Source organism: Erythrobacter donghaensis, from assembly GCF_002155425.1.
In the GTDB taxonomy this organism is placed as follows: Bacteria; Pseudomonadota; Alphaproteobacteria; order Sphingomonadales; family Sphingomonadaceae; genus Erythrobacter; species Erythrobacter donghaensis.
Genome location: NZ_MUYG01000007.1, coordinates 120,165 through 145,997 on the forward strand (window position 1 = coordinate 120,165; position 25,833 = coordinate 145,997).

Below are 25,833 nucleotides of genomic sequence, written 5' to 3' on the forward strand. Positions count from 1 at the left end.
CCCGCCTTGCTGATGCGCGCCGCTCCGGTCGGCCTGCTGGCGCTCGCCGCCGCAGGAGCCCCGGTTGCGGCCGACAATCTGCGCGAGGCGCTGGTCGAGGCCTACAACACCAACCCCACGCTCGAAGCCGCGCGCGCCAACCAGCGCGCCACGGATGAAGGCGTGCCGATCCAGCGTTCGGCAGGGGTGCCGTCGGCGAACATCACCGCGACTCATATCGAATTCATCCAGCAATCGGCCAACGCCTTCACCGCGCCCGAGCGCAACCTCGGGGTCAATGCGCAGGTGCTGGTGCCGGTCTATTCGGGCGGTGCGGTGCGCAACGGGATCGCGGCGGCGAAGCAGCGGGTCGAGGCCGGGCAGGCCGAATTGCGCAACACCGAAAGCGCGATCTTCAGCCAGGTCGTCGCCGCCTATATGGACGTGCTGCGCACCGAAGCGCTGGTGGCACTGGCGACCAACAATGTCGCGGTGCTGCGCACCAATCTCGAAGCCACCGGCGACCGGTTCCAGATCGGCGATCTCACCATCACCGATGTCGCCCAGTCGCGCTCGCGCCTTGCCATAGCCGAGGGCGATTTGCAGGTGGCCGAGGCCAATCTGATCGCCGCGCGCGAGACCTATATCCGCCTTGTCGGCAGCGAACCGGGTGAGCTTGAAGCCCCGCCGCCGCTCCCCGGCTTGCCCGCGACGGTGGGCGAGGCGATCGTCACCGCGCTCGAAAACAACCCCAATCTCGATGCCGCCAAGCAGCGAGCCGAGGCTGCCGGGTATGACACCAAGGTCGCAGGCGCGGGCCGCCTGCCGACGGTCAATGTCTTCGTCAACGGCGATTACAGCGATTTCTACGGCACGCTGGGCGGCCCGATTTCGGCCGATTTCGCCCAGAGCGAAAAGACCGCCAATGCCGGGGTGCGGCTGACGATCCCGCTGTTTCAGGGCGGGCTCCCCGCCGCACGCCAGCGGCAGGCCGGAGCGCGCGAGAGCGCCGCGCTGGAAGACGTGATCGCCGCCGAACGACAGGTGATCGCCGAAACCCGCTCGACCTATTCCAACTGGCAGGCCGCCAACGGGGTCATCAAGAGCGCGCAGGCGGCGGTCGAAGCCGCCGAACTCAGCCTTGAAGGCGTGCGCGCCGAACAGTCGATCGGCAACCGCCAGGTGCTCGACGTGCTGAATGCTGAGCAGGAGCTGGTCAACGCCCGCGCCCAGCTGGTGACAGCGCGGCGCAATGCCTATGTCGCCGGTTTCACGCTGCTGGCGCTGATGGGCCGGGCCGAGGCGCGCGATCTCAACCTCGACACCGGCGGGGTGCTCTACGACCCGCAGGTCAATGCCGACCGGGTCAGCAGCAAGATGTGGGACTGGGACCGCGACCCCGAACCTGCCCCGAAATCGACCAGCACCGTTGACATTCCCCCCGCCACGGCAACAATCGGCCCGCAACTGCTGCCCGGCGAGTGAATCTGTTCCCGATTCGGGACAGGCCGGGTGGTGTGATACGGGGCGAATAATGGGCCAAGACAACGAAGCGTCAGTCGAGGAAATCCTCGAATCGATCAAGAAAGTGATCGCGCGCGACAACCGCGTGGGCGCGATGGAGGCCCGCCGCCGCCGGATTCTCGTTCCCGAAGAGCCCGAAGGCGAAAGCCCCCCGCTCGCGCGCACCCACACCGTGCGCGATTCCGAGGAGGTGCTCGATCTCGGCGAAATGGAGCTAGCGCCCGAGGCCGAAACGCCCGCCATGCCGATGGACACGGCCGAGGAAACCCCGCTGATCGCCGATCAGGTGCGCGATGCGATGCAGGAAAACCTCGCCGCGCTGGCGATGCTGGCCGAACCGCCCGCGCGTCCGCAGATCGTGCGGCAGGGCGAGACGTCACTGGAAGGCCTGACCCGCGAGTTGCTGCGCCCGATGCTGGCCGAATGGCTTGAGGCGAACCTTCCGGCGATGGTGGAACAGCTGGTGCAGGCCGAAATCGCCCGTATCGTCGGCAAGCGGCGCTAAGCGCTGGCAAGAGGCGGGCAGGCGGGCTAATCCCCTGCGCCATGCGTAACATTCTTGCTTTCGGCGCAGTCGTCGCCGCTGTCGCCCTGTCCGCCACCCCGCTGGCCGCGCAGGAGGCCGCGCCTCCGCCCGCGATCCCCGGCCTCGCCCACCCGCCGATGAGCGCCGCGGATCTGGTGACGCTCCCGCGCCTCGGCGCACCTGCGGTCAACCGCGAGGGCACGCTGGCAGCCTACAGCGTCACAGTCACCGACCCGGAGACGCTCAAGCGCTCGCCGCAGCACTATCTGCTCGATCTGACCAAGCCGGGGGCCGCGCCGGTACCAATGGAGGGCCTGACCGCCTCCGATCTGACCTTCGGCCCGGACGGCTATCTCTATTACCTCAGCGATGCCGCGCCGGAAGAGGGCGCACCCGAGGTCAGCCGGGTGTGGCGCATGAGCGTTGCCGCCGACGGCCGGACCGGCATTCCCGAAGTGGTCGCCGGGTTCGACACCAGCATCGCCGGCTTCAAGCTCGCCCCCAACGGATCGGCCATCGCCATCTGGGGCGGGATCGCTCGCGACTGCCCGACCTTCGGCTGCCCCGACGCCCCCGAGCGCAGCCTTCCCGGCCCGGGCACCGGGCGGCTTTATGACGGCACGGACGGCTTCGTGCGCCACTGGGACCGCTGGGCCACCCCCGGCACGCACAACCGCATCTTCACCTTCCCGCTGGTCGCCGGCAAAGCGCAGGGTCCCGGCGCGCCCGCCGACGGGCGCGACCCCGCCACCGGCATCATCGCCGACACCCCCACCCTGCCCTTCGGCGGGGGCGAGGAAATCGCCTTCGCGCCCGATGGCAAGACCCTCTACTTCACCGCGCGCCTTGCCAACGCCGAAGAGCCGCGCTCGACCAATCTCGATATCTACGCCGCCGACCTCACCGGCGCCGCGCCACGCCCGCTGACCGCGGCCAACCTCGCGACCGACACCACCCCTGCTGTCTCCCCCGATGGCCGCTATCTCGCCTGGCTGGCGATGGAGCGGGCGACCTACGAGGCGGACAGGCTGGCGGTCCAGCTGCTTGATTTGAGGACCGGCAAGGCGCGCAATCTCACGAAGGACACCGATCTCAGCTTCGGCAGCCTTGCGTGGAGCGCCGACGGCAAAAGCCTGATCGCCACCGCGCAGCAGGTGCTCGACACCCCCGCCTTCCGCATCGACATCGCCACCGGCAAGGTGACCGAGCTCAACCTGATGGCGGGCAACGAAGCGCATATCGCCAATCTCGTGCCGCTGCCGGGCGGCCGTGCGCTGTTCACGCGCGATTCGCTCGGCGCGCCTTCGGAGCTCTACCTGTCGGACGGCATGGGGCAGGCCCGCCCGCTGACCGATGTCGCCACCACCCGCATGGGCGGCATGGCAAGCGTCGTCACCCGCCGCTTCAGCTTTGCCGGGGCGGATGGCGACACGGTGTGGGGCCAGATCACCCGCCTTGCCGACCAGACAGGGCCGATCCCGGCGATCCTCTATATCCACGGCGGGCCGCAGGGCAGCTTCAACGACAGCTGGTCGAACCGCTGGAACCCGCGCGTCACGGCTTCGCAGGGCTATGCCGTGATCTCGGTCGATTTCCACGGCAGCACCGGATACGGGCAGGCCTTCACCGATGCGATCAACCGCGACTGGGGCGGCAAGCCACTGGAAGACCTGCAAAAAGGCCTCGCTGCCGCGCTGGTGCTCGATCCGCAGATCGACGGGGAGCGCGCCTGCGCGATGGGGGCGAGCTATGGCGGTTACATGGTCAACTGGATCGCCGGGAACTGGCCCGACCGCTTCGACTGCATCGTCCAGCACGACGGCCTCTTCGACATGCGCTCGATGTATTATGCGACCGAGGAATCGTGGTTCCCGCGCTGGGATTTCGGCGGCTCCTACGAAGAAGCCAAGGAAACCTATGAAAAGTGGAACCCCGCCAATTACGTCGCCAACTGGCGCACCCCGATGCTGGTGGTGACGGGCGAGAAGGACTTCCGCGTGCCCTACACGCAAGGGCTGCAAAGCTTCACCGCGCTGCAGGAACGCGGCATCCCCTCGCAACTGCTGGTCTTCCCGGACGAAAACCACTGGGTGCTGGGCGCCAAGAACTCGCTGCAATGGCACAACACGGTATTCGCCTGGCTGGATCGCTGGCTGAAGGCGGAGGAGAGCGGCGAGTGACCGACGAGGATTTGCTCTGTGCGCGGAGCAATCTCGCGCGGCATTACGGCAACCCCGCGAGCGGCACCGGCATCGCGCGGCACATCATGCTGTGCGCGATTTCGGAGAAGCAGAAGTGCTGCTCGCGCGAGGCGGGGGAGGAGGCGTGGGGCTTCCTCAAGTCACGGCTGAAGGAACTGGGCCTCGTCGGCCCGCAGCGCAGCGCCGAGAGCGCGCGCGGGGCAGGTGGGGGCGTGCAGCGAACCAAGGCGGACTGCCTGCAACTCTGCGCCGCCGGCCCCATCGCGGTCGTGTGGCCCGACGGGGTATGGTATCACTCCTGCTCCCCCGCGGTGCTCGAGCGGGTGATTCAGGAACATCTGATCGGCGGCGTGCCGGTTGAGGATTATCGCCTCAAGCCCGCCTAATCATCCCTCGGGCTCCAGAACTCGTCCTTCCCCGGAAGCTGGTTGTCGACCGATTCGTCGTGCCCCGTGCCGTTGGAGAGGAACACCAGCCCCATCAGCGCGCCGCCCAGCAGCATCGTCAGGCTTATGCCGAGCGCGACCGCGATGTAGAAATGCACCGAAATCATGCCGTTATAGGCAAACAGCAACCCCATCGCGATGGCCACGACCAGCACGGTCGCCGCGAGCAGCAGCTTCATGATCTGGCGATAGCGCGCCCAGGCGTGGGCGGCGTTCACGGGATCGTCGAGCGGGGATTTGCGGGTCATCCCTCCGACATGGCGCGCACGGGGGCGCAATGCAACGCGCGAAAGCTGCAAGGTGGCCTGCATCGGACGCAATGGCAGCACTACGTGATGCGACGGAGCGATTCGCCTTTTGCCGCAAATCATGGCATTTTCTTCATCCGATAGAGGGAGACTGCCATGACCATCGCCCGTATCATCGCCCAGCGCGGCCCATCCGACATCATCGCCTGCGACGTTGCCACACCCGTGGCGCAGGTCGTCCAGACGCTCGCCACCAAGCGCATCGGCGCGCTGCCGGTGCTGCGCGAGGGCAAGGTGGTGGGGATCGTCTCGGAACGCGACGTGATCTACCGCCTCGCCGACAAGGGGCGCGAATGTCTCGACTTTCCGGTCGGCGAGATCATGACCTCACCCGCGATCACCGTCGAACCCGCCACCACGGTTGACGAAGCGCTGGGCATGATGACCCGCCGCCGGTTCCGCCACTTCCCGGTGGTCGAAAATGGCGCGCTAGTCGCCTTCATCTCGATCGGCGACCTCGTGAAGCACAAGATGGACGAGGTGCAGCACGAGGCCGATCAACTGCGCAACTACATTCAGGCGGTGTGACCGCTTGAGGAACGCCCCTGCGCGTCTTAAATGAGTGGCATGAGCGCCGAGCCCCTGATCCTCACCCCGTCCGCCGCCAAGCGGGTGGCCTTCATCGCGCAGAAGCAGGCGCGCCCGGCGATCCTGCGACTTGCGGTCGAGGGCGGGGGCTGTTCGGGCTTTCAATACAAGTTCGACCTCGCCGACGCGCCCGATGCAGAGGACAGCGTGTCCGAATGCGAGGGGGTGAAGCTGGTGGTCGATCCGGTCAGCCTCGATCTGATCGCGGGCAGCACGGTCGATTTCGTCGAATCCTTGGGCGGGGCGGCCTTCAAGGTCGAAAACCCGCAGGCCGCCGCCGGTTGCGGCTGCGGCGCGAGTTTCGGGATTTAGATTAGACCCGCGGGGCCGTTTGCGGCACAAGCGCGCGCATGAAAATCGCCACCTTCAACATCAACGGCATCAAGGCGCGCGGGCCGCGCCTGATCGAATGGCTCGAAGAGACCCGCCCGGCGGTCGCCTGCCTGCAGGAGATCAAGACGCAGGACGAAGGCTTCCCCGCGAGCGATTTCGAGGCGATCGGCTATTCCGCGATCTGGCACGGACAGAAGAGCTTCAACGGCGTCGCGATCCTCGCCGATACGCGCGCGGGTTACACGCTGACCGAAGTGCAGCGCGGTCTCGGCATCCCCGGCCCCAATGAGGGCGACGAGGAGCAGGCGCGCTATCTCGAGGCGGATGTCTCGGGCGTGCGCATCGCCTGCCTCTACCTGCCCAACGGCAACCCGCATCCGGGGCCGAAATTCACCTACAAGCTGGCGTGGATGGCGCGGCTGCGTGAGCGGATGGCGCAAATCTGGGCCGAGGAAGTGCCCGCGGTGGTGCTCGGCGACTTCAACGTCATTCCGCATGACGATGATGTGTGGTCGGTGAAGGCGATGCAGGATGACGCGCTGATGCAGCCCGAAAGCCGGGCTTCCTATGCCAGCCTGCTCGCCGATGGCTGGACCGACGCGATCCGCACGCACAACCCGCGTGGGGGGGTGTGGACATACTGGGACTATCAGGCCGGCGCCTGGCAACGCGACCACGGCTTCCGGATCGACCACATCCTGCTCTCGCCCGAATGCGCCGACCGGATGGAAGGCTGCGGCGTCGACAAGGCCTATCGCGGCCGGGAAAAAGCGAGCGACCACACGCCTGTTTGGGTGCGGTTGAGGGACTAACCTCCACCGCCGTTCGCCCTGAGCCTGTCGAAGGGCCGCATTTCACTTCCGCCTTGCGTGATGGTCGCGAAGAAAGTGCGGTGCTTCGACAAGCTCAGCACGAACGGACGAGAGTGAGGGGCCCAGGGGCGTTGAACGGCGCTCCGCGCCGCAAGGGCGAAACGCGGCGAGGATCAACGATAAAAAATATGCGTGTCGATCTGCGCCAGCCGCGTCTTGGTGCGGCGCCAGCCGGGCTTCACGTAGCGGGCGTGGAAGAACACCGCGCCCTCGGCTTCGGATTCCCACAGGCCCTGATGCGCGATGCGCGCGATGGCGACCGCGCGGGTCCAGGCGGGGGTGCCTTCGCGCACGGCGGGCATCTGCCGACCTCGCATGAAGCTGAACTGCCCCGGCTGGGCGACCACGCCGCAATAGGAGCGCGGGAAGCGGCGGTCTTCGCTGCGGTTGATGATGACCTGCGCCACGGCCAGCTGGCCGGCCAGCGGCTCCCCGCGGGCTTCGAAATAGACCGCACCGGCAAGGCAGCGCAGCTCGGCATCCATTGCTTCGCTGGTGTCGACCATGCCGACCAGCTCGGCGAGCGATCCGGCTTCGGTGAGGGTGGGGGCGTCTTCGGCCTGCGCTTCTTCGGGGAGCGGCTGCACCACCGGTTCGGCCACGAAAGTGATGGCTTCGGGGACCAGCTCGGCGGCGGGAAGCGCGCTCGGCTGATCGGGGGTGGCTTGCGCCAGAGCGGCGGTTTCGGGGCCGCTCGGAAACAGGGTGGCTGCGATGGCGAGGCCCGCAATCGCGGCAACAGTGGCAGTCTTGCGACTCATTCAATCTACAAATCGGGCGGTGAGCGCGCACAGACGCAGGCGGGAACCTTTTCCAGATCTTGCGATTTGGGGGGTTCGAAGAAGCCTGCCGGCCGCTCCCCGTCTGCGTGCTGGAGGATCGGCCGAATTGCCGCCCGCCAGCCTGCGCTAGGGATTGGCGGGGGCGGTTAGCCGAGTTGACGTTTGCGTCAACGCAATTCGTTAAGCTGTGCGACGAACCGTTCGGGATCCGCGATATCCACCTCGATCAGCCACAAATCGGGGTCTCTGGCGTGTCTGCGGGCCAGATATTCGGAAAATTCCTGCTTATTTTCAGCATCTTCCGACTTTGCGGCAACAAAAAGGCGCGTGCCGTCCAGCTGAGGCATTCTTTCGTAAAGCACGGAAGCCTTGCCGCGACACAGCATTACAAGCGCGATCGTGCCCGCGTCGCGTTCACCTTTCGCGAGCACGGTTGCATAACCGCCCTGCGACTCGGCGAGGCGGAGAATCGCGCCTGCCTCCAGATGCGCGGGCAGGCGGGCGTCGTCCATCACAGCCCCGAAGGCCCGCCCGCAGCATAGCCCGGCAGGCTGGAGAGCGGGATGCGGCTCTTCATGAAGGTGCCGGTGCCGCGCCCGATCTCCTCGCCCTCGTCATCGACCAGCCGCGCCTCGGCGACGAACACCCGGCGGCGGCCGCTGACCCAGCGCCCTTCGGCAGTGACCGTCCCGGCGCGCACCGGCTTGGTGAAGTGCAGGTTGAAGCTGGTGGTCAGCAGGAAGCGATCGGTCACCAGCGAATTGGCGGCATAGAAGGCCGCATCATCGAGCATCTTGAAATAGATCGTCCCGTGCGCCGCGCCCGCCGCGTGGTAATCCTCCGGCGTGACGGTGAAGGTCAGCCGCGAGCGGCCCTCGCCCGGAAGGTGCAATTGGCTGGCGAACTTGGCGTTGACCGGGGCCGAGGCATAAAGCCGCTCCAGCGCCCGGTAGTGCTGCTCGGCACCCGTGGCAGGAGAGGTCGCATCGTCGCCGGACATCGGATCGCTTCGGGTTCGCTTCGGAAAATCAGGCCGCGTCGCGCAGGAACTGGTTGGTCAGCAGCGCATAGACCGCCTCGGTGTCCGGCGCATCGGCGAGCATCTGGAGCATCGCCTCGTCCCGCGTCAGGCGCGAAATCGCGGCGAGCGCGTGCAGGTGCGTCGCCCCGGCGTTCTCGGGCGAGACCAGCCCGCAGATCAGCGAGACGGGGCGCGAATCCGCGGCGGCGAAATCGATCGGCGTCTCGAGCCGGATCAGCGCGAGGCTGGGGCGGCGCACATCCTTGCTGCGGCAATGCGGGATCGCCACTCCGCGCCCGAACCCGGTGCTGCCCAGCGCCTCGCGCGCTTCGAGATTTTCGAGCACCTCGCCCGCATCCAGCCCATAGGCCTCAGCCAGCACCTCGGCCGTTCGCTGGAGAACCTTGGGCTTGGTATCGAGCCGGGCGAAAGCAATCGCCTGCGGTGAAAGAGCCAGGTTGACGTCCATTACTCAACGAATCCCGATTGAACTCACGCCCCCGCGATGGGTGGCGAAAAACCGGTCCGGTCATGCTGTCAGAAGCATCGCCGGGCCGGGGCGGTAGCCCCTCCTGCTGCCGCCGGATGAACCCTGAGAGATCGCCCCTGCCCTTACGACAAGGGCGTGTCCCGGCCCTATTTCGGCTCGACCCATCCGATCGAGCCATCGGCGCGCCTGTAGACCATATTATGCCGTCCCGTGCCAGCATTTTTGAAAAACAGCGCCCCCGTGTTGCGCAGGTCCATCAGCATCACCGCATCCGCGACGCTGGCGGTGGGGATATCGACGCGGGTTTCAGCGATCACCAGCGGCGCGTCGGCGACGACTTCCACCTCGTCATCCTCTTCGACCGCGAAGATGGTGTAGGCGGCCTCTTCCTCACCGCGCGCGTGATCGGCCTGTTCGTGGCGGTCGGTGAGGCGGCGCTTGTAGCGGCGCAGCTGCTTTTCGATCTTGGCGACGGCATCGTCGAACGCGAAATGCGCATCATGCGCAGACCCTTGCGCCTTGAGGATCAGGCCCTGCATCACATGGGTGACGATATCGCAGCTGAACGCGCCGGCGGGCGCCTTGCCGAAGGTCACGTGACTGGACAGCGCGCGGTCGAAATACTTGTCGACGACCGCGCCAAGGCGGTCAGCAGCGTGTTCCTGCAAGGCTGAGCCGGTGGCCATCTGATGGCCCGAAATCCGAATGTCCATGAAGCAAAGTCCTCCCGATGAGGTTGAGGATCGAGGTGTGATGGCGTGCGCCGCGCAAGGCTTTCAGCGTGTCCAGATCGCGTCGGCGATCCCGGCGATGAAGGCGCGGTGGCGTTCCAGCTCCTCCGGGCTGGCAACATGAGGGCGAGGTTCCCGTCGCGGCTTGTCCGCGGGCGGGCGGTGCCAGGGCATGTTGCCCGGCTGCGGTGTGGCGGTATCGGCAGCAGGGTCGATCGGGCTGAGGCCCAGCCCGATCTGGCGGCCCCCGGTGAGCTCGACATAGACCTGCGCCAGCAGCTCGGCATCGAGCAGTGCGCCGTGCTTGACCCGGTGGCTCCGGTCGATCCCGTAGCGGGTGCACAGCGCGTCGAGGCTGAGCTTCGCACCGGGGTGCCTCTTGCGGGCGAGCGCGACGGTATCGACCATCCGCTCCATGCTGATCGGTTCGCGGCCGATCAGCTCCAGCTCGTTGTTGAGAAAGCCGAAGTCGAATCCGGCATTGTGCGCTACCAGCGGGGCATCGCCCAGAAAGGCGAGCAATTCATCGGCGGTCGCGGCGAATTTCGGCTTGGTCGCAAGGAAGGCGGCGCTGAGGCCGTGCACCCGCTCAGCCTCGGGCGGCATATCGCGTTCGGGGTTGAAATAGGCGTGGAAGGTGCGGCCCGTCTCGACCCGACCGACCATTTCGATGCAGCCGATTTCCACCATGCGGTCCCCGGTCTTGGGATCGAGCCCGGTGGTTTCGGTGTCGAAGATGATCTCACGCATTTGCCGGACTATCTGCCCAAGTTCGGGGAGTTGCAAGCGCCGGATGCGATCAAAGTGACGCAATCAGCGCGGCGACCTGCGCGCGGGTTTCTGCGAGGGTGGTGCCGGTGTCGATGACATGATCGGCGCGCGCGCGTTTTTCGGAATCGTGGAGTTGCAGGCCATAGATGTGCTCGAATTTCTCGCGCGTCATGCTAGGGCGGGCGAGCACGCGGGCGCGCTGGATGTCCTCGGGCGCGGAGACGACGACGATGGTGTCGACGCCCTCATGCCCACCGCGTTCGAACAACAGCGGAATGTCGAACACCACCGCGCGCTTGTCGGCGTTGGCTGCGAGGAAAGCGGCGCGCTTCGCGGCGACGGCGGGGTGGACGATGGCTTCGAGCCGGGCGAGGGCGGCCTTGTCGGCGAAGACCTGATGGCCCAGCCGGTCACGGTCGACGCCTTCGGGGCCGGTGCTGCCGGGAAAGGCGGCCTCGATCGCGGGAAGGAGTTCGCCCCCCGGCCCCTGCATCGCGCGCACCTCGGCATCGGCGTCGAACACCGGAATCCCGGCCTCGGAGAACATTGCCGCGACGGTGGATTTGCCCATGCCGATACTTCCGGTGAGGCCGATGATCTTGGGCTTGGTCATGCGGTGAGGATCGCGCGGAGTTCGGCATCATGTTCGCGCGGGGCGGGCTGGCCGAAGAACTTTTCGAAGGCGACCGCGGCCTGCCCGATCAGCATGGCGAGGCCATCGATGGTGCGGCGGCCTCGCTCCCGAGCGGCTTGCAGAAATGCGGTGTCGCGCGGGGCGGTGACGATGTCGTAGGCGATGCTTCCCGGAGGGGCGTGGCTCCAGTCGAACGGCAGCGGGGGCTGGCCGGTCATCCCCAAGCTTGAGGCATTGACGACGAGATCGCAGCACCCCTCGCGGTCGTCGAAGGCGAAGTCGGTCGGGTCGGCGAAGTGGGCGAGGTCGATGGCGTGATGCTCGCCTTCCGGGGCCAGTTCATCGAGCAGAGCGCGCGCCTTGGCGGGATCGCGGCCTGCGACCACTAGCGTGAACCCGTGACCCGCCAGCGCGGCGATGATCGCCCGCGCCGCGCCACCGGTGCCGAGGATGCGCGCCATGCGGAAGTAGTGCGGGCGGGCGAGGTCTCCGCCAAGGGGTTCGAGGAACCCGGCAGCATCGGTGTTGGTGCCGGCGAGCGTTCCCTCCCCCAGCGGCAGGATGGTGTTGACCGCGCCGATGGTGTCGGCGGGCGGGTCGATCCGGTCGAGGAGCCGCATCACCGCCTGCTTGTGCGGCATGGTGACATTGCACCCGCGCCAGTTGGCATCGGCGCGGCGGGTGGCGAGATAGTCGCCGAGTTCCTCGGCCCGCACATGGCAGGCGCGGTAGTCGGCATCGATCCCCAGCTTCTTCAGCCAGAAACCGTGGATCAGCGGCGACTTGGATTGCGCGATGGGGTCGCCGATCACCTCGGCGTAAGGCCGCGTCATGCCAGCAGCAACCCTTCCTCGCGCAGCGCGCCGAGCAGGGGGAGCAGCGGCATCCCGAGCACGGTGAACTGATCACCCTCGATGGCCTCGAACAGTTGCACCCCCGGCCCCTCGATGCGGAAGGCGCCGACGGTGTGGCCGATGGCGGGCCATTCGAGCGTCAGGTAATGTTCGATAAAGTCGTCGGAGAGTTCACGCACGTGCAGCCGGGCGAGGGCGGCGTGGCTCCACAGGCACCCCTCATCGCGCACCAGCGCGGCCGCGGAGTGGAGCTCCATCACCTGCCCCGAGAAGAACCGCAGATGCTCGCCCGCTTCCTCCCGGCTCGCGGGCTTGTCGAAGCGGCGGCCTTCGCACAGCACCAGCGAATCCGAGCCCAGCACTATCGCCCCCGGATTGCCCTCCGCCACCGCCGCCGCCTTGGCGACCGCCAGCGCCTGGGCGATCTCGGCAGGCGCGGCGCCTTCCAGCCCGGCCTCGACCGCGCGTTCGTCGATATCGGCGGGGATGCTGCGATAGGCTACGCTCGCGGCATCGAGCATCGCCCGGCGCGAAGCGCTCTTGCTCGCAAGGATCAGCGTCATATCGGCTTCCCCACCCCGCCCTCGCTCGCCGGCTTGCGGTCGCGTTCCTGCGCCAGCCGGATGATCGCCGCCGCAGTTTCCTCGATCGAGCGGCGGGTGACGTCGATCACCGGCCAGCCGTGATCGGCAAACATCCGCCGCGCGAACAGCAGCTCGGCCTTGACCCGGTCATTGTCGACATAGTCGGTGGCGGTCGCTTCGTTCAATGAGAGCAGCCGGTTGCGGCGGATCTGCACCAGCCGCTCCGGCGAGGTCGTCAGCCCCACCACCAGCGGGTGGCGCAACCCGAACAGCGCCTTGGGCGGCGGGCTTTCGACCACCAGCGGGATATTGGCGACCTTGTAGCCGCGATTGGCGAGATAGATGCTCGTCGGCGTCTTGGAGGAACGCGAGACGCCCGCGAGCAGGATGTCGGCCTCCTCCCAGTCTTCATGCGCGAGGCCATCGTCGTGGGCGATGGTGTATTGAATCGCATCGACACGCTTGAAATAGCTCTCGTCCATTATGTGCTGGCGGCCGGGGCGGCCATGCGCCTCCTGCCCGAGCTGCGCTTCCAATGCGGCGGTCACCTGATCGAGCACCGGCACCGCGGGCAGGCCCAAGTGGCGGCAATGCTCCTCCAGCCGCTTGCGCGTCTCGGGATTCACCAGCGTGTAGAGCACGAGGCCCGGATGCGCGGCGAGATCGGGGACGATCCGGTCGAGATGCTGGAGCGAGCGCACCATCGGCCAGAAATGCCGGTTCACCGCCGGGTTGTCGAACTGCGCCAGCGCCGCCTTGGCGATCATTTCCAGCGTCTCGCCGGTCGAATCGGATACAAGGTGGAGATTGAGCTGGTTCATCACCCGGAGCGCCTGTGGACAGAACGACGCATAAACCACGGGAGGGCGGGTCGAACAAGCTGGGGAGCACTTTTCATGCCCGCTACCGGCCTTTTCCTCGGGGTATTTGCCCACACGGGAGAAGTTTTGTCGACAGGCTGTGAAGAGTGGGCATAAAGCCAGCTTGACGTCCAATCCATGCGGATTCGGTGGGGGCATGAGTCAGGTGTGACGAGTGGGGGTAACCCGGCAAGCGCCGGTAATTCCCACTATCCACAGGGCCAACAGACTCCATCAATCCTTTTATAATTTGATTTGTTTTGTTCTAAGGAACCCTATGCCCGGTCCGCTTCTCGATACACTCAAAGGTGTCCGTCAGGACGTCGCTCCCGTCTGGCTCATGCGGCAGGCGGGGCGTTATTTGCCCGAATACAGGGAGTTGCGCGCCGAGAAGGGGGGCTTCCTCGAGCTGGTTTACGACAGCGAGGCCGCGGCCGAGATCACCGTGCAGCCGATCCGGCGCTTCGGGTTCGACGGGGCGATCCTGTTTTCCGATATCCTGATCGTGCCGCACGCGATGGGGCAGGGGCTGACCTTTCAGGCTGGCGAAGGCCCGCATCTGTCGCCGACGCTGCTTGAGGTGGAGCTCGATAGCTTCACCCCCGCCTTCGAGCGGTTCGAGCCGGTTTACGAGACCGTGCGCCTGACCCGCCAGCAGATCGGCCCGGCGGTGACAATGCTCGGCTTTGCGGGGAGCCCCTGGACGGTCGCGACCTACATGATCGCGGGCGAAGGGTCGAAGGATCAGGGCCCAGCGCGGCTGCTCGCCTATCGCGATGCAGGCCGGATGCAGGCGATCATCGACGCGATCATCGAGGTTTCGGTGACCTATCTGCGCGGCCAGATCGATGCGGGCGCCGAAGCGGTGCAGCTGTTCGACAGCTGGGCGGGAAGCCTTGCGCCCGACCAGTTCGAAAAATGGGTGGTGGCTCCCAATGCGGCGATCACCGCGAAGCTCAAGCAGACGCACCCCGACACCCCGGTGATCGGCTTCCCCAAGGGCGCAGGTGCGAAGCTGCCCGCCTATGCGCGTGAGACGGGTGTGGATGCGGTGGGTCTCGACGAGACGCTCGATCCCGCCTGGGCCCACGCCAGTCTGCCTGAAGGTATGCCGGTGCAGGGCAATTTCGATCCGCTGCTGCTCGAAGCGGGCGGCCCGGCGCTGGCGGCGCGGGTGAAGACCATCATCGACGCCTTCGAGGATCGCCCCCACGTCTTCAACCTCGGCCACGGGATCGGGCAGTTCACCCCGATTTCGCATGTCGAGGAATTGCTCGCGGCGCTGAGGGGTTGATCTGATGCAGGAAGCGCTCTCCTCGATCTACCTGTTCCTCAAGTCGGGCCATGTGATCTTCATGGTGTTCTGGCTCGCCGGGCTGTTCATGCTGCCACGCCAGTGCATCTACATGCTCGATCACGAACCGGGCTCGGCAGGGGAGGCCAAGTGGGCGACCCGGATGGGCAAGCTGCGCAAGATCATCCTCACCCCCGCGCTGATCATCGTCTGGGTGCTGGGGTTGACGATGGCCTACAGCGGCGGCTGGTTCACCTCCGGCTGGCTCCACGCCAAGCTGACGCTGGTGCTGGTGCTGACCGGCTATCACGGCTGGCTGGTCGCCCAGACCAAGAAAATGGCCCGCGGGGAGCGTCCGCTGACCGAAGGCACGCTGCGGATGATCGGCGAGGTGCCCGGCCTGCTGCTGATCGTGATCGTGCTGCTGGTCTATCTCAAGCCCTTCTGACGCGCGCAGGGCTCTGCAATCACCGATTGACCTCGCCCCTCAGCGCTCCTATTTCCCATCCACCTATCCGGTAGCGGAGCGGCGAGACGCCCTCCGACAGGTCTGCTTTCTCCAAGCCCAGCCCCTCGTCCAACCGGGGCACCTCTTTTCCAAAGAGGCACTGACCATCCGGCCACTCATCTGACTTTCGGAAACGACACACAATGCATCTCAAGGACCTCAAGCGAAAGACCCCGGCCGAATTGGTCGCGATGGCGGAAGAACTCGGCGTCGAGGGCGCCTCGACCATGCGGCGGCAGGATCTGCTGTTCAGCATCCTGCGCGAACTGGCCGAGGACGAGGAATACGAAGAAAAGATCATGGGAATCGGCACCATCGAGGTGCTGCAGGACGGCTTCGGCTTCCTGCGCAGCCCCGAGGCGAATTACCTCGCCGGGCCCGATGACATCTACGTCTCGCCCAATCAGGTCCGCCGCTGGGGCCTGCGCACCGGCGACACGGTCGAAGGCGAGATCCGCGCCCCCCGCGAAGGTGAGCGCTATTTCGCGCTGACCACGCTCGCCAAGGTCAATTTCGACGATCCCGACGCGGTGCGCCTGCGCACCAATTTCGACAACCTCACCCCGCTCTATCCCGATCAGAAGCTGAGCCTCGACACGCTCGACCCGACGGTGAAGGACAAGAGCGCGCGGGTGATCGACATCATCGCCCCGCAGGGCAAGGGCCAGCGCGCGCTGATCGTCGCTCCGCCGCGCACGGGTAAGACCGTGCTGCTGCAGAACATCGCCAAGGCGATCACCGACAATCACCCTGAGGTGTTCCTGATCGTCCTGCTGGTCGACGAACGCCCCGAGGAAGTCACCGACATGCAGCGTTCGGTGAAGGGTGAGGTCATCTCCTCAACCTTCGACGAGCCTGCCAACCGCCACGTGCAAGTTGCTGAAATGGTGATCGAAAAAGCCAAGCGCCTGGTCGAGCACAAGCATGACGTGGTGATCCTGCTCGATTCGATCACGCGTCTCGGCCGCGCCTACAACACAGTCGTGCCGAGCTCGGGCAAGGTGCTGACCGGCGGTGTCGATGCCAACGCGCTCCAGCGCCCCAAGCGCTTCTTCGGCGCGGCGCGTAACATCGAAGAGGGCGGCTCGCTCTCGATCATCGCCACCGCACTGATCGACACCGGTAGCCGTATGGACGAAGTGATCTTCGAAGAGTTCAAGGGTACCGGCAACAGCGAAATCGTGCTCGATCGCAAGGTTTCGGACAAGCGCATCTTCCCCGCGCTCGATGTCGGCAAGTCCGGCACCCGCAAGGAAGAGCTGCTGGTCCAGAAGGACAACCTCAGCAAGATGTGGGTCCTGCGCCGCATCCTGATGCAGATGGGCACCGTAGATGCGATGGAATTCCTGCTCGACAAGATGAAGGATTCCAAGACCAACGAAGACTTCTTCGCCACTATGAATCAATAGGATACACTGTTCGCGCGGGCCACGGGGTTGGCCCGCGCCGGACAGGCCGGAGGGACGGGATTACGTGCTTAGCCAGTATCTATACATCAGCACCGCGCCGACCCTGCCGCGCGAGGACGTTGACGCGATCCTCGCCACCAGCGCGCGCAACAATCCGGCACGCGGGATCACCGGCCTGCTGCTGTTCAACGGCCGCAACTTCCTCCAGCTGCTCGAGGGCGACGAGGGCGAAGTCTCGGAACTGATGCAGACCATCTCGGCCGACCCGCGGCACTCGGGCGTCTCGGTGATCGACCGTCGCAGCATCACCGCGCGCGCCTGCCCGACCTGGGCGATGAAGCGCGTGATGATCGCCGAAAGCATCGAAACCCGCCGCGACATGCTCGAGCGCGACCTGCCCGAGGGGCTCGACCCCGAGGTCCGCAAGATGATCGTCAACTTCGCGGTGTTGAACTGACACCACGGGAAAATCCCTAGGCCCCCGAGAGGCTCTGTCAGGCATCGCGGGCCTATGCTTCCGCGTTGTCACAGGACCGAGGGGACCCACGGTGCGCAGAATCATCTATCGCAGCACAGCCACGCCGGAGCTCGACCGGGCCGAGCTGTTCCGGCTGCTCTACCACGCCCGGGCGAGCAACGAGGCGCGCGGGCTTACCGGCGTGCTGATGTGCGCCGGGAACGAGCTGTTGCAGGTGCTCGAAGGCCCGACCTGGAAACTGGTCGCCACTTTCGAAGCGATCCGCCGCGATCCGCGCCATTGCGACGTGGCGGTGCTCGACGAACGCTCGATTGACGCGGCGACCTTCGCCGGCTGGCCGATGCGCTATTTCGACGACCACGACATCTGCAAGGCAGTGCAACAGATGACCGAAAAGGCGGGTGGCATCCTGCCGCCGACGATCGGCTGCGCGGTCAGTGATTTCTTCGTCGAAGCCTTCGTCGATGCCGAGGCAATCAGCCCTGCGCCGCCTGAAGCTGCGCTGCCATCATCTCCCAGACCTTGTTGATCGCCTTCAGTGGTCGCACCATCACCTTGAAATTAATAATCTTTCCTGCCTCATTGAAACGGATGATATCGACCCCGTTGACGGTGATCCCGTCCATCTCTGTGACGAATTCGAGCATCATCTCGTCCCCGTCCACCAACTCGCGGACATAGCGGAAGCTCTCATTGCCAAGCGTGTGGCTGGCGGCGACGAGATAGGCCATCACGATCGGCTTGCCCACCTGAGGCGTATGCACCACCGGCGAGTGAAACACCGCATCATCGGCCAGCAGATCGGCGAGGAGGGCAGGATCGCTCCCGCCCTCCATATAGGCGTGCCAGCGGGCGAGATGCGCGCGGCTCACCCAAGGTGCTCTACAAAGAACGCGGCTGTCCGCCCGTCGGCAAGGTTCGCGGCGGCCTCGTCGCGGCGCTTGCCGTGTTCGGTGGCGAAGCCGTGGTCGAGCCCTTCGTAATCGTGCAGCGTCACCTTGGGGTGATCGTCCAGCCCTTCGTGCATTGCGGCCTGTGTTTCACGTGAAACAAATCCGTCCGCGGTGGGGATGTGCAGCATCAGCGGGTGCGCGATCGCGTGCTTTTCGCCCAGCAACCCGTCGATCCCGACCCCGTAATAGCCGACGCTCGCATCGATATCGGTGCGCGCCGCGGTCATGTAGGCGAGCCGCCCGCCGAGGCAGTATCCGACGCAGCCGACCTTCGCGACGCCCATTGTGCGGCGGATGTGGTGGATCGTCGCCTCGATATCGCGGATGCCCGCGTCCTGATTGAACTTGCCCATCAGGTCGAGCGCGGTCTGGAACTCGCTCTCGACATCGGGATCGAGGCTGACTTCAGGCTGCAAGCGCCAGAACAGGTCGGGCGCGACCGCGAGATAGCCTTCGGCGGCGAATTTGTCGCACTTCTGGCGGATGCCGGGGTTCACCCCGAAAATCTCCTGAATGACGATGATCGCGGCCTTGGGCGTGCCCTCGGGCTGGGCGACATAGGCGCCAAACTGCGCGTCGCCTTCCAGCGTGGGAATCGCGGTGTTGAGGCTCATGGGGTCTCTCCTGAAGCTTGGGGGGGTGGGGGCGTGCGTGTGGTCTATCGCTTGCCTTGCCCGCCTGCCAAGCGCAAATGAACAGGGGAGGAGAACCGCTGATGAAGATCACCATCGAAGTCGATTGCACCCCGGAAGAAGCGCGCAGCTTCCTCGGCCTGCCGGATGTGAGCGCCGCCAACTCGGTCTATGTCGAGAACATCACCAAGGCGATGAAGGGGGTCTCCAACCCCGCGCAGATGGCCGAATATGCCCAGGCACTGGCGCCGATGGGGCAGGTGGGCCTGAAGCTGTTCCAGAGCTTTGTCGAAGGCGGGATGAAGGCGGCTTCGGGCGGCGGGACGAAGAAAGCGTCCGACTGACCACATGAGCACGGGTGCGACCATCTTCGCGCTGTCGAGCGGCGCGCCGCCCGCGGGCGTGGGCGTGATCCGCGTGTCGGGCACACAGGCACGCGCGGCGCTGGAGGCGCTGGCGGGCCGGGTGCCCGCGCCGCGCCGTGCCTCGCTTTCGCAGTTGCGGGGGGCGGATGGCGCGCTGCTCGACGAAGCGCTGGTGCTGTGGTTCCCGGGGCCGAACACCGCCACGGGTGAGGATCTCGCCGAGTTTCACTGCCACGGTGGGCGGGCGGTGATCGCGGCGGTGGAGGGAGCGCTCGCAGCCTTGCCCGACACACGCCGCGCCGAGCCGGGCGAGTTCACCCGCCGCGCCTTTGCCAATGGCCGCATCGACCTCGCCGAGGCCGAAGGGTTGGGCGATCTGCTCGCCGCCGAGACCGACTTGCAGCGCGCAGCGGCGCTTGCCAATCTCGGCGGAGCGCTGTCGCGGCAGGTCGAGGGCTGGCGCGAGCGGGTGCTGGGTCTCTCGGCCGAGGTCGAGGGCGTGCTCGATTTCTCTGACGAGGAGGATAGTGCCGATCTCCCCGAATGTTTCACGTGGAACATTGCCGCGTTGGCTGCGGAGTTGCGCGACTGGCTCGCCCGTCCCCGGTCAGAGCGGCTGGGCGAGGGCTTCCGGGTGGTGCTCGCCGGGCCGCCCAATGCGGGAAAATCGACCTTGTTCAATGCTTTGGTCGAAAGCGAGGCGGCGATCACCTCGCCCATTGCAGGCACAACGCGCGATGTGATTGAGCGCTCGGTGGCGATTGCGGGTGTGCCTTTCACCTTCGTCGACACCGCCGGCCTGCGCGCGGCGAGCGAGGACGCGATCGAAGCCATCGGCATCGCCCGCGCCGAGGCCGAGCTGGCGCGCGCCGATCTGGTGTTGTGGCTAGGGCCCGAAGGTGCGGGCCCGGAGGGTGCCTGGGAGATTGCGGCGCAGGCGGATTTGCCGGGGTTTACGCCCAAGGCGGCGGCGCACTTCACCCTCTCGGCCTCGACGGGCGAGGGTGTGGCCTCGCTCAAAGCCGGTCTGGTGGAAGCCGCCCGTGAGACTCTGCCCAAACCCGGCGAGGCGGCGCTCAATGCCCGCCAGCACGCCCGGTTGTCGGAAGCCGCTGAAGCGCTGGCGGCAGCGCAAGAACTATCCGATCCACTACTGGTCGCCGAGGAACTGCGCCGCGCGCGTCTCGCTTTCGACCGGCTGATCGGGCGCGCGACCACCGAGGACATGCTCGACACGCTGTTCGGGCGCTTCTGCATCGGGAAGTGATCCCGCGCAAAATGTTTCACGTGGAAGCGAAGCTGTGCCGCAGGCACAAACATTGGCCGCCGGATCGTTCAAAATGTTTCACGTGAAACATTGGCCCCGTGCGACGCCCTTAAATCCGCTTTGACGATCCCCGCGCCAGAGCCTATCTGCGCGCCATGCATTCCTTCGATGTCCTCGTCATAGGCGGCGGTCACGCCGGGGCGGAGGCTGCCTGCGCGGCGGCCCGCATGGGCGCGCGCACTGCGCTGGTGAGCTTCGACCTCGCCGCGATTGGGGCGATGAGCTGCAATCCGGCGATCGGCGGCCTCGGCAAGGGGCATCTGGTGCGCGAGGTCGATGCGCTCGACGGGGTGATCGGACGTGCGGCGGACGCGGGTGCGATCCATTACCGGATGCTCAACCGCTCCAAGGGCAGCGCCGTCTGGGGCCCGCGCGTGCAGGCGGACCGGGTGCGCTTCAAGGCGGCGGTGCAGGGCATCGTCCGCGCGCAGGCCAATCTGACGCTGGTGCAGGGCGAGGCTGCAGCGCTGGTGCTGAGGGGTGGAGCGGTCGCGGGGCTGGAACTGGCGGATGGCACCGTACTCGAGGCGCCGCGCGTGATCCTGTGCACCGGCACTTTCCTCGGCGGCGTGCTGTTCCGCGGCGAGGAGCGCTTCGAGGGCGGGCGCATCGGGGAGAATGCCGCCAAGCGCCTCGCCCAGCAGCTGCGCGGGGCCGATCTGCCGATGGCACGGCTCAAGACCGGGACACCGCCGCGTCTCGACGGACGGACGATCAATTGGGCGGTGCTCGAAGAACAGCCCTCGGACGGCGAGGCCTGGACCATGTCGCCGCTCACCGAGCGCCGCATCAATCCGCAGGTGTTCTGCGCGATGACCCGCACCACGCAGGCGGGGCATGATGCGATCCGCGCCAACCTCCACCGTTCGCCGCTTTTCTCGGGCGCGATTGCCGCGGCGGGGCCGCGCTATTGCCCTTCGATCGAGGACAAGATCCACCGTTTCGGCGACCGCGAGGGGCATCAGGTGTTCCTCGAGCCTGAGGGACTGGACACGCACATGGTCTATCCCAACGGGATCAGCACCTCGCTCCCGGTGGATGTGCAGGAGACGGTCGTGCGCACCATGCCGGGCTGCGAGCGGGTCGACATCGTGCAGCCGGGCTATGCGGTGGAGTATGACCATATCGATCCGCGCGCGCTGACGCCGGATTTGCAGCTGCGCGCGATCCCCGGGCTCTATTGCGCGGGGCAGATCAACGGGACGACGGGTTACGAGGAAGCCGCGGCGCAGGGGCTGGTCGCCGGACTGGAGGCGGCAGCTGCGGCGCTCGGCAGGGCGGCCCCGGCGCTCGACCGGGCCAATTCCTATATCGCGGTGATGGTCGATGACCTCACCTTGCAGGGTGTTTCCGAGCCCTACCGGATGCTCACCGCCCGCGCCGAATACCGCCTGCGGCTGCGCGCCAACAATGCGGCGACTCGGCTGACGGGGCTTGGCATTGAAGCGGGGTGCATCGGACCGGAGCGCCGCGCATGGTGGGAGCGCCGCGAGCAAGTGCGCGAAATGTTTCACGTGAAACATTCCGAGCGCATCCACGCGCGCGAACTCGCCAATCACGGTCTGCCCGTCCGCCGCGATCATGGCGATAAGACCATCGCCGAGTGGCTCCGCTATGACGGCGTCACTCCCGACGCGCTCGCCCCCTGGCTGGCAGAGGTGACCGCGCTCGACCCGCTGCTCGCCGAGGAAATGGCCGAGGATGCCGCCTATGCGCCTTACCTCGCCCGGCAGGACTCCGAATTGCGCGACCTGCGGGCGAGCGAGGCTTTGCCGCTTCCGCCCGACTTTCCCTATGCCGAAGTGCCGGGCCTCTCCAATGAGATGGTCGAACGCCTGACCAAGGCCGCCCCCGGAACGCTGGCCGCGGCAGGGCGTGTGCCTGGCGTTACCCCGGCGGCGCTCTCTGCATTGCTGGTTCACGCGCGGCGAAGGCTCGCGGCATGATTGCCACTGAAGAAGAAGCCCGCGCCTATGTCGCCGGGCTGACCGACGCCGAGGGCATGGCCCGGCTCGAGCGTTTCGCCGCACTGGTGCTGGAGGAGAACCAGCGCCAGAACCTGATCGCAAAGGCAACCGAGCCGCACCTGTGGCAGCGCCACATCGCCGATTCGGCGCAGCTCACGCAGAATGTTTCACGTGAAACATTCGGTGCCAACGCAGGCGGGCCGTGGCTCGACCTGGGGAGTGGGCCGGGTTTTCCGGGGCTGGTGATCGCCGCGCTCCATCCCAATATGCTGGTGGTGCTGGTCGAATCCCGCGCCCGGCGCGTCGAGTTCCTCAATGCCGCGATCGCAGCGCTCAATCTCCCCAAATGCCGGGTCGAAGCCCAGCGGCTCGAGCGCGTCACGCCTTTCGCCGCCCGCGCCATTTCGGCACGGGCCTTCGCGCCGCTCCCCAAGCTTCTCGAACTATCCGCACCCTTCTCCACAAGGCAGACCGCCTATGTGTTGCCCAAGGGGCGCTCGGCGGCGCAGGAGTTGGAGACGCTCAAGCCTTCGATTCGGGCAATGTTTCACGTGAAACATTCCTTGACCGATCCCGACGCGGGAATCATTGTGAGGGCCTGAAGCGGATTTCAGCGCGGATCGGCGCGAACAGGACAGGATTCTTCCATGCTGACGATCGCGATTGCCAATCAGAAGGGCGGGGTGGGCAAGACCACCACCGCAATCAACATCGCCACCGCGATGGCTGCGACCGGCTGGCGCACGCTGCTGATCGATCTCGATCCGCAGGGCAACGCCTCGACCGGGCTGGGCGTCCACGCTGCCGCGCGCGAGGTTTCGAGCTATGATCTGCTGGTCGACGAAGTGCCGCTCGACAGCGCGATTGTACCCACCAGCATTCCGCGGCTCGATCTGATCCCGGCGACGGTCGATCTGTCGGGCGCGGAGGTGGAGCTGGTCGCGGTGGAAGGGCGCACCCACCGGCTCGACAAGGCGCTGGCGAACCACAAGGGCCACGACATCTGCTTCATCGACTGCCCGCCCTCGCTCGGCTTGCTGACGCTGAACGCGCTGTGCGCGGCCGACACGCTGCTGGTGCCGCTGCAATGCGAATTCTTTGCGCTGGAAGGGCTCAGTCAGCTGCTTCAGACGGTCGATCAGGTGCAGCAGCGCTTCAATCCCGATCTCGGGATCATCGGCGTCGCGCTGACCATGTATGACCGGCGCAACCGGCTGACCGATCAGGTGTCGGACGATGTGCGCGATTGCCTCGGCAAGCTGGTGTTCGAGACTGTGATCCCGCGCAACGTCCGCCTCTCCGAAGCGCCGAGCCACGGGCTCCCGGCGCTGATCTATGACCAGCATTGCACCGGCAGCCGCGCCTATATGGCCCTGGCGCGTGAATTGATCGGGCGATTCCCCGCAGAAAGACAGGCCGCATGACCGAGAATAGCCCGCAAATCGCTGATACTGCTGCACATTCGCGCGGTGACGACAAGCCGCGGCGGCTCGGCCGGGGGCTCGGCGCGTTGCTGGGCGAGACCCGGCGCGAGGAACCGCTGGTGCGGCGCGAGGAGGCTCCGACCGATGCACCCGCCAGCGGCAATTCGCCGCTTCGGATGCTGGCGCTGGCGACGATCAAGCCGCTGCCCGGCAACCCGCGCAAGCATTTCGACGAAGCCGCGCTGGATGAACTCGCCGCCTCGATCGCCACGCGCGGCGTGATTCAGCCGATCATCGTGCGCCCCCATCCCGCCGGGTCGGGCTACGAGTTGGTTGCGGGTGAGCGGCGTTGGCGCGCGGCGCAGAAGGCGCGGCTGCACGAGATCCCGGCGCTGGTGCGCGACCTTGATGATCGCGAGGTGATGGCGCTGGCGCTGATCGAGAACTTGCAGCGCGAAGACCTCAGCCCGGTCGAGGAAGCGCGCGCCTATCATCGCCTGTCCGAGCAGGAGGGGATGATCCAGGTCGACATCGCGAAGCTGGTCGAAAAGTCGCGCAGCCATGTTGCCAACATGATGCGGCTGATGTCGCTGCCGGGCCGGGTGCTCGAGCTGATCGACGAGGGCAAGCTCTCGATGGGCCACGCCCGCGCGCTGATCGGGCGCGAGGATGCGCTGCATCTGGCCGAAATCGCTGTGGCCGAGGGGCTGTCGGTGCGCGATGTCGAAACACTCACCCGCAAACCCGCCAAGCCCCGCGAAACGAGCGCCGGGGCGCCGCAACCCGCTGAGAACGCGGATATCGTCGCGGTGCAGCAGCATCTCGAGGAATTCCTCGGCCTCAACGTGCGGATCAAGCCCGAGGGCGACCCGCGCAAGGGGGTAATGACAATCCGCTACACCACGCTCGATCAGCTCGACCTGCTGTGTCAGCGGCTCACCGGCGGGGAATTTTAGTGCGGTTTCCACCCCCACCGAGGCACGAAAAAGCCCCGCAAGCTCGCCTGAACTTGCGGGGCTTTTTGCATTGCCCCTCAAGGGGTTGCCGGAAAAATCAGCGCTGCTTGATCATCTTGGGCGAGGGACGGCGATCGGGTATGATCCGCTCAGCCGGGGCGCGGGGGACGCTGTAGGTCTCCTCACGCACGGTTTCGCGCACCACCACCTGCTGCTGCACCTCGGTGCGCACCGGCACCAGCACCATCTGCGGCGGCGGGGCGTAGCTGTAACCGTAGGAATAGGCCTGGGGGTAGCCATAGCCATAGCCATAGGCGGGATAGGCGATCTCGCGGCTGGCGATACGCGGGCCCGGGGTGCCATAGGCCGACAGGTAGCTGTCGAGCGCCGCCTCGCATTCGTAGAGGTTCTTCTTCTTGTCGCCATCGAACAGGCTGCCGAGCAGCCCGCCGATCAGTCCGCCGCCGCCCACGCCGAGCACGGTGCCGAGCACGCGGTCGCCCACCCCGGCGATCTCGTAACCTGCAAAGCCGCCCGCGATCGCGCCGAGCAATCCGCCGATGATCTTGCCGGTGTCGTCACGGTTCTGCCCGCGCGTGCGGCGCTGGCATTCGGCGATCCACTGGTCGCGCTCGAACACGGCGGGGGCATAGCCCATCGCGGGGGCCGGGTAGGCCTGCGGAGCGTAGGCCGGTTGCGGCGCGACGGGAAGCGCGCGGGGCGAATCGATGCGGCGGGTGCGGGTGATGGTCTCCACCCCGTCGATCACCGTCACCGTCTCCTCGGTCTGCGCCATCACCGGGGCAGTGCGATATTCCACCGGGAGCGTGCGCACCTCGGCCTCGCTCATCGGGGAAAGCGGTGGGAGATCGTCGTAATTCTGCGCCTGCGCGGCCGCCGGAAGGGCGAGCGCGAGCGCGGCGAGCGAGACAGTCGGCGAAAGCTTGAACATGGGTAAATCCCCCTTGGTCAGCCACAGTCAGCTGATGGTTAGCAAAAGCTTAACACCGCCGGGC

Annotated in this window: 32 protein-coding genes; 18 read left to right on the forward strand and 14 right to left on the reverse strand. The window is 66.4% G+C overall.

The window, feature by feature from the left end; all coding sequences use genetic code 11:
* Nucleotides 1-12: 12 nt before the first annotated feature.
* The 4 genes from BZF59_RS03520 to BZF59_RS03535 are packed head-to-tail and all read left to right on the forward strand — an operon-like array spanning nt 13 to nt 4,616.
* Nucleotides 13-1,464: a TolC family outer membrane protein gene (locus tag BZF59_RS03520; RefSeq protein WP_086607066.1), complete on the forward strand. Its 1,452-nt coding sequence runs from the start codon at nt 13-15 to the stop codon at nt 1,462-1,464.
* 49 nt (nt 1,465-1,513) lie between these two features.
* A complete protein-coding gene (locus BZF59_RS03525) occupies nt 1,514-2,008 on the forward strand; it encodes a DUF2497 domain-containing protein (protein WP_086606872.1) in 495 nt (164 codons plus the stop codon).
* 41 nt (nt 2,009-2,049) lie between these two features.
* Complete coding sequence (locus BZF59_RS03530) at nt 2,050-4,209, forward strand: dipeptidyl-peptidase 5 (RefSeq protein ID WP_086606873.1); 2,160 nt, start codon at nt 2,050-2,052, stop codon at nt 4,207-4,209.
* Between the two features lie 11 nt (nt 4,210-4,220).
* On the forward strand, nt 4,221-4,616 hold the full coding sequence (locus BZF59_RS03535; RefSeq protein WP_425429554.1) for a (2Fe-2S) ferredoxin domain-containing protein: 396 nt from the start codon (nt 4,221-4,223) through the stop codon (nt 4,614-4,616).
* Here the strand turns inward: BZF59_RS03535 and BZF59_RS03540 are convergent.
* Nucleotides 4,613-4,924, reverse strand: coding sequence for a hypothetical protein (locus BZF59_RS03540; protein ID WP_086607067.1), 312 nt, complete (start codon nt 4,922-4,924; stop codon nt 4,613-4,615). The genes BZF59_RS03535 and BZF59_RS03540 overlap by 4 nt on opposite strands.
* A 156-nt stretch (nt 4,925-5,080) precedes the next feature.
* Here BZF59_RS03540 and BZF59_RS03545 point away from each other — a divergent pair, with 156 nt between their 5' ends.
* Genes BZF59_RS03545 through xth form a run of 3 tightly spaced genes read left to right on the forward strand, consistent with a single transcriptional unit; the run spans nt 5,081 to nt 6,717 of the window.
* Complete coding sequence (locus BZF59_RS03545; RefSeq protein WP_086606875.1) at nt 5,081-5,512, forward strand: CBS domain-containing protein; 432 nt, start codon at nt 5,081-5,083, stop codon at nt 5,510-5,512.
* Between the two features lie 39 nt (nt 5,513-5,551).
* Nucleotides 5,552-5,884 carry a HesB/IscA family protein gene (locus tag BZF59_RS03550; RefSeq protein ID WP_086606876.1) on the forward strand — a complete coding sequence of 111 codons (333 nt, stop codon included), beginning with the start codon at nt 5,552-5,554 and terminating at the stop codon, nt 5,882-5,884.
* Nucleotides 5,885-5,922: 38 nt separating this feature from the next.
* Nucleotides 5,923-6,717, forward strand: a complete 795-nt coding sequence (xth, locus tag BZF59_RS03555; protein ID WP_086606877.1) for an exodeoxyribonuclease III — start codon at nt 5,923-5,925, stop codon at nt 6,715-6,717.
* 173 nt (nt 6,718-6,890) lie between these two features.
* Here xth and BZF59_RS03560 read toward each other — a convergent pair whose 3' ends face one another.
* The 10 genes from BZF59_RS03560 to BZF59_RS03605 form a co-directional block, all read right to left on the reverse strand.
* Nucleotides 6,891-7,538 (reverse strand): cell wall hydrolase, encoded by a 648-nt coding sequence (locus tag BZF59_RS03560; protein WP_086606878.1) that lies wholly within the window; start codon nt 7,536-7,538, stop codon nt 6,891-6,893.
* A gap of 188 nt (nt 7,539-7,726) precedes the next feature.
* Entirely contained in the window at nt 7,727-8,071 is a 345-nt protein-coding gene (locus BZF59_RS03565; RefSeq protein ID WP_086606879.1) for a DUF1491 family protein, read from the reverse strand.
* Entirely contained in the window at nt 8,071-8,559 is a 489-nt protein-coding gene (locus tag BZF59_RS03570) for a PaaI family thioesterase (protein WP_086606880.1), read from the reverse strand. Before BZF59_RS03570 ends, BZF59_RS03565 begins: the two co-directional genes overlap by 1 nt.
* Nucleotides 8,560-8,587: 28 nt before the next feature.
* Nucleotides 8,588-9,049 (reverse strand): PTS sugar transporter subunit IIA, encoded by a 462-nt coding sequence (locus tag BZF59_RS03575; protein ID WP_086606881.1) that lies wholly within the window; start codon nt 9,047-9,049, stop codon nt 8,588-8,590.
* A 167-nt stretch (nt 9,050-9,216) separates the two neighbouring features.
* A complete protein-coding gene (gene hpf, locus BZF59_RS03580) occupies nt 9,217-9,783 on the reverse strand; it encodes a ribosome hibernation-promoting factor, HPF/YfiA family (protein ID WP_086606882.1) in 567 nt (188 codons plus the stop codon).
* Nucleotides 9,784-9,846: 63 nt separating this feature from the next.
* Nucleotides 9,847-10,551: a DNA polymerase III subunit epsilon gene (gene dnaQ, locus BZF59_RS03585; RefSeq protein WP_086606883.1), complete on the reverse strand. Its 705-nt coding sequence runs from the start codon at nt 10,549-10,551 to the stop codon at nt 9,847-9,849.
* A gap of 49 nt (nt 10,552-10,600) precedes the next feature.
* Nucleotides 10,601-11,185 carry a dephospho-CoA kinase gene (gene coaE / locus BZF59_RS03590; RefSeq protein WP_086606884.1) on the reverse strand — a complete coding sequence of 195 codons (585 nt, stop codon included), beginning with the start codon at nt 11,183-11,185 and terminating at the stop codon, nt 10,601-10,603.
* The gene (gene aroE / locus BZF59_RS03595; RefSeq protein ID WP_086606885.1) at nt 11,182-12,039 is read right to left on the reverse strand and encodes a shikimate dehydrogenase; all 858 of its coding nucleotides are present in this window, start codon (nt 12,037-12,039) and stop codon (nt 11,182-11,184) included. Before aroE ends, coaE begins: the two co-directional genes overlap by 4 nt.
* On the reverse strand, nt 12,036-12,623 hold the full coding sequence (locus BZF59_RS03600; protein ID WP_086606886.1) for a Maf family protein: 588 nt from the start codon (nt 12,621-12,623) through the stop codon (nt 12,036-12,038). Before BZF59_RS03600 ends, aroE begins: the two co-directional genes overlap by 4 nt.
* Nucleotides 12,620-13,465 (reverse strand): pyruvate, water dikinase regulatory protein, encoded by an 846-nt coding sequence (locus tag BZF59_RS03605; protein ID WP_086606887.1) that lies wholly within the window; start codon nt 13,463-13,465, stop codon nt 12,620-12,622. Before BZF59_RS03605 ends, BZF59_RS03600 begins: the two co-directional genes overlap by 4 nt.
* Nucleotides 13,466-13,781: 316 nt before the next feature.
* On the opposite strand from BZF59_RS03605, the gene hemE reads away from it, so the two are divergent.
* The 5 genes from hemE to BZF59_RS03630 all read left to right on the forward strand — a co-directional run bounded on the left by hemE (nt 13,782) and on the right by BZF59_RS03630 (nt 17,722).
* Nucleotides 13,782-14,798 (forward strand): uroporphyrinogen decarboxylase, encoded by a 1,017-nt coding sequence (hemE, locus tag BZF59_RS03610; protein WP_086606888.1) that lies wholly within the window; start codon nt 13,782-13,784, stop codon nt 14,796-14,798.
* A gap of 4 nt (nt 14,799-14,802) precedes the next feature.
* Nucleotides 14,803-15,246 carry a CopD family protein gene (locus BZF59_RS03615; RefSeq protein WP_086606889.1) on the forward strand — a complete coding sequence of 148 codons (444 nt, stop codon included), beginning with the start codon at nt 14,803-14,805 and terminating at the stop codon, nt 15,244-15,246.
* A 203-nt stretch (nt 15,247-15,449) separates the two neighbouring features.
* On the forward strand, nt 15,450-16,715 hold the full coding sequence (rho, locus tag BZF59_RS03620; RefSeq protein WP_086606890.1) for a transcription termination factor Rho: 1,266 nt from the start codon (nt 15,450-15,452) through the stop codon (nt 16,713-16,715).
* Nucleotides 16,716-16,779: 64 nt separating this feature from the next.
* A complete protein-coding gene (locus BZF59_RS03625; RefSeq protein WP_158094268.1) occupies nt 16,780-17,172 on the forward strand; it encodes a BLUF domain-containing protein in 393 nt (130 codons plus the stop codon).
* A 91-nt stretch (nt 17,173-17,263) separates the two neighbouring features.
* The gene (locus BZF59_RS03630; RefSeq protein WP_158094269.1) at nt 17,264-17,722 is read left to right on the forward strand and encodes a BLUF domain-containing protein; all 459 of its coding nucleotides are present in this window, start codon (nt 17,264-17,266) and stop codon (nt 17,720-17,722) included.
* On the opposite strand, the gene BZF59_RS03635 is transcribed toward BZF59_RS03630, so the two are convergent.
* Together BZF59_RS03635 and BZF59_RS03640 are read right to left on the reverse strand one after the other, a co-directional pair.
* Nucleotides 17,670-18,029, reverse strand: a complete 360-nt coding sequence (locus BZF59_RS03635) for a nuclear transport factor 2 family protein (RefSeq protein ID WP_086607068.1) — start codon at nt 18,027-18,029, stop codon at nt 17,670-17,672. The two genes, BZF59_RS03630 and BZF59_RS03635, sit on opposite strands and share 53 nt — an antisense overlap.
* Before the next feature lie 32 nt (nt 18,030-18,061).
* Nucleotides 18,062-18,760 (reverse strand): dienelactone hydrolase family protein, encoded by a 699-nt coding sequence (locus BZF59_RS03640; RefSeq protein WP_086606893.1) that lies wholly within the window; start codon nt 18,758-18,760, stop codon nt 18,062-18,064.
* A 101-nt stretch (nt 18,761-18,861) separates the two neighbouring features.
* On the opposite strand from BZF59_RS03640, the gene BZF59_RS03645 reads away from it, so the two are divergent.
* The 6 genes from BZF59_RS03645 (at nt 18,862) to BZF59_RS03670 (ending at nt 24,817) form a co-directional block, all read left to right on the forward strand.
* Entirely contained in the window at nt 18,862-19,122 is a 261-nt protein-coding gene (locus tag BZF59_RS03645) for a DUF6489 family protein (protein WP_086606894.1), read from the forward strand.
* A 4-nt stretch (nt 19,123-19,126) separates the two neighbouring features.
* A complete protein-coding gene (gene mnmE, locus BZF59_RS03650) occupies nt 19,127-20,410 on the forward strand; it encodes a tRNA uridine-5-carboxymethylaminomethyl(34) synthesis GTPase MnmE (protein ID WP_086606895.1) in 1,284 nt (427 codons plus the stop codon).
* Nucleotides 20,411-20,565: 155 nt separating this feature from the next.
* Nucleotides 20,566-22,416 carry a tRNA uridine-5-carboxymethylaminomethyl(34) synthesis enzyme MnmG gene (gene mnmG / locus BZF59_RS03655; RefSeq protein ID WP_086606896.1) on the forward strand — a complete coding sequence of 617 codons (1,851 nt, stop codon included), beginning with the start codon at nt 20,566-20,568 and terminating at the stop codon, nt 22,414-22,416.
* The gene (rsmG, locus tag BZF59_RS03660; protein ID WP_086606897.1) at nt 22,413-23,039 is read left to right on the forward strand and encodes a 16S rRNA (guanine(527)-N(7))-methyltransferase RsmG; all 627 of its coding nucleotides are present in this window, start codon (nt 22,413-22,415) and stop codon (nt 23,037-23,039) included. Before mnmG ends, rsmG begins: the two co-directional genes overlap by 4 nt.
* A gap of 45 nt (nt 23,040-23,084) precedes the next feature.
* Nucleotides 23,085-23,861 (forward strand): ParA family protein, encoded by a 777-nt coding sequence (locus BZF59_RS03665; protein WP_086606898.1) that lies wholly within the window; start codon nt 23,085-23,087, stop codon nt 23,859-23,861.
* Nucleotides 23,858-24,817: a ParB/RepB/Spo0J family partition protein gene (locus BZF59_RS03670; RefSeq protein ID WP_086606899.1), complete on the forward strand. Its 960-nt coding sequence runs from the start codon at nt 23,858-23,860 to the stop codon at nt 24,815-24,817. The genes BZF59_RS03665 and BZF59_RS03670 overlap by 4 nt, the downstream gene beginning before the upstream one ends.
* Nucleotides 24,818-24,914: 97 nt before the next feature.
* Here BZF59_RS03670 and BZF59_RS03675 read toward each other — a convergent pair whose 3' ends face one another.
* Nucleotides 24,915-25,769 (reverse strand): hypothetical protein, encoded by an 855-nt coding sequence (locus BZF59_RS03675; protein WP_086606900.1) that lies wholly within the window; start codon nt 25,767-25,769, stop codon nt 24,915-24,917.
* Nucleotides 25,770-25,833: the final 64 nt, after the last annotated feature.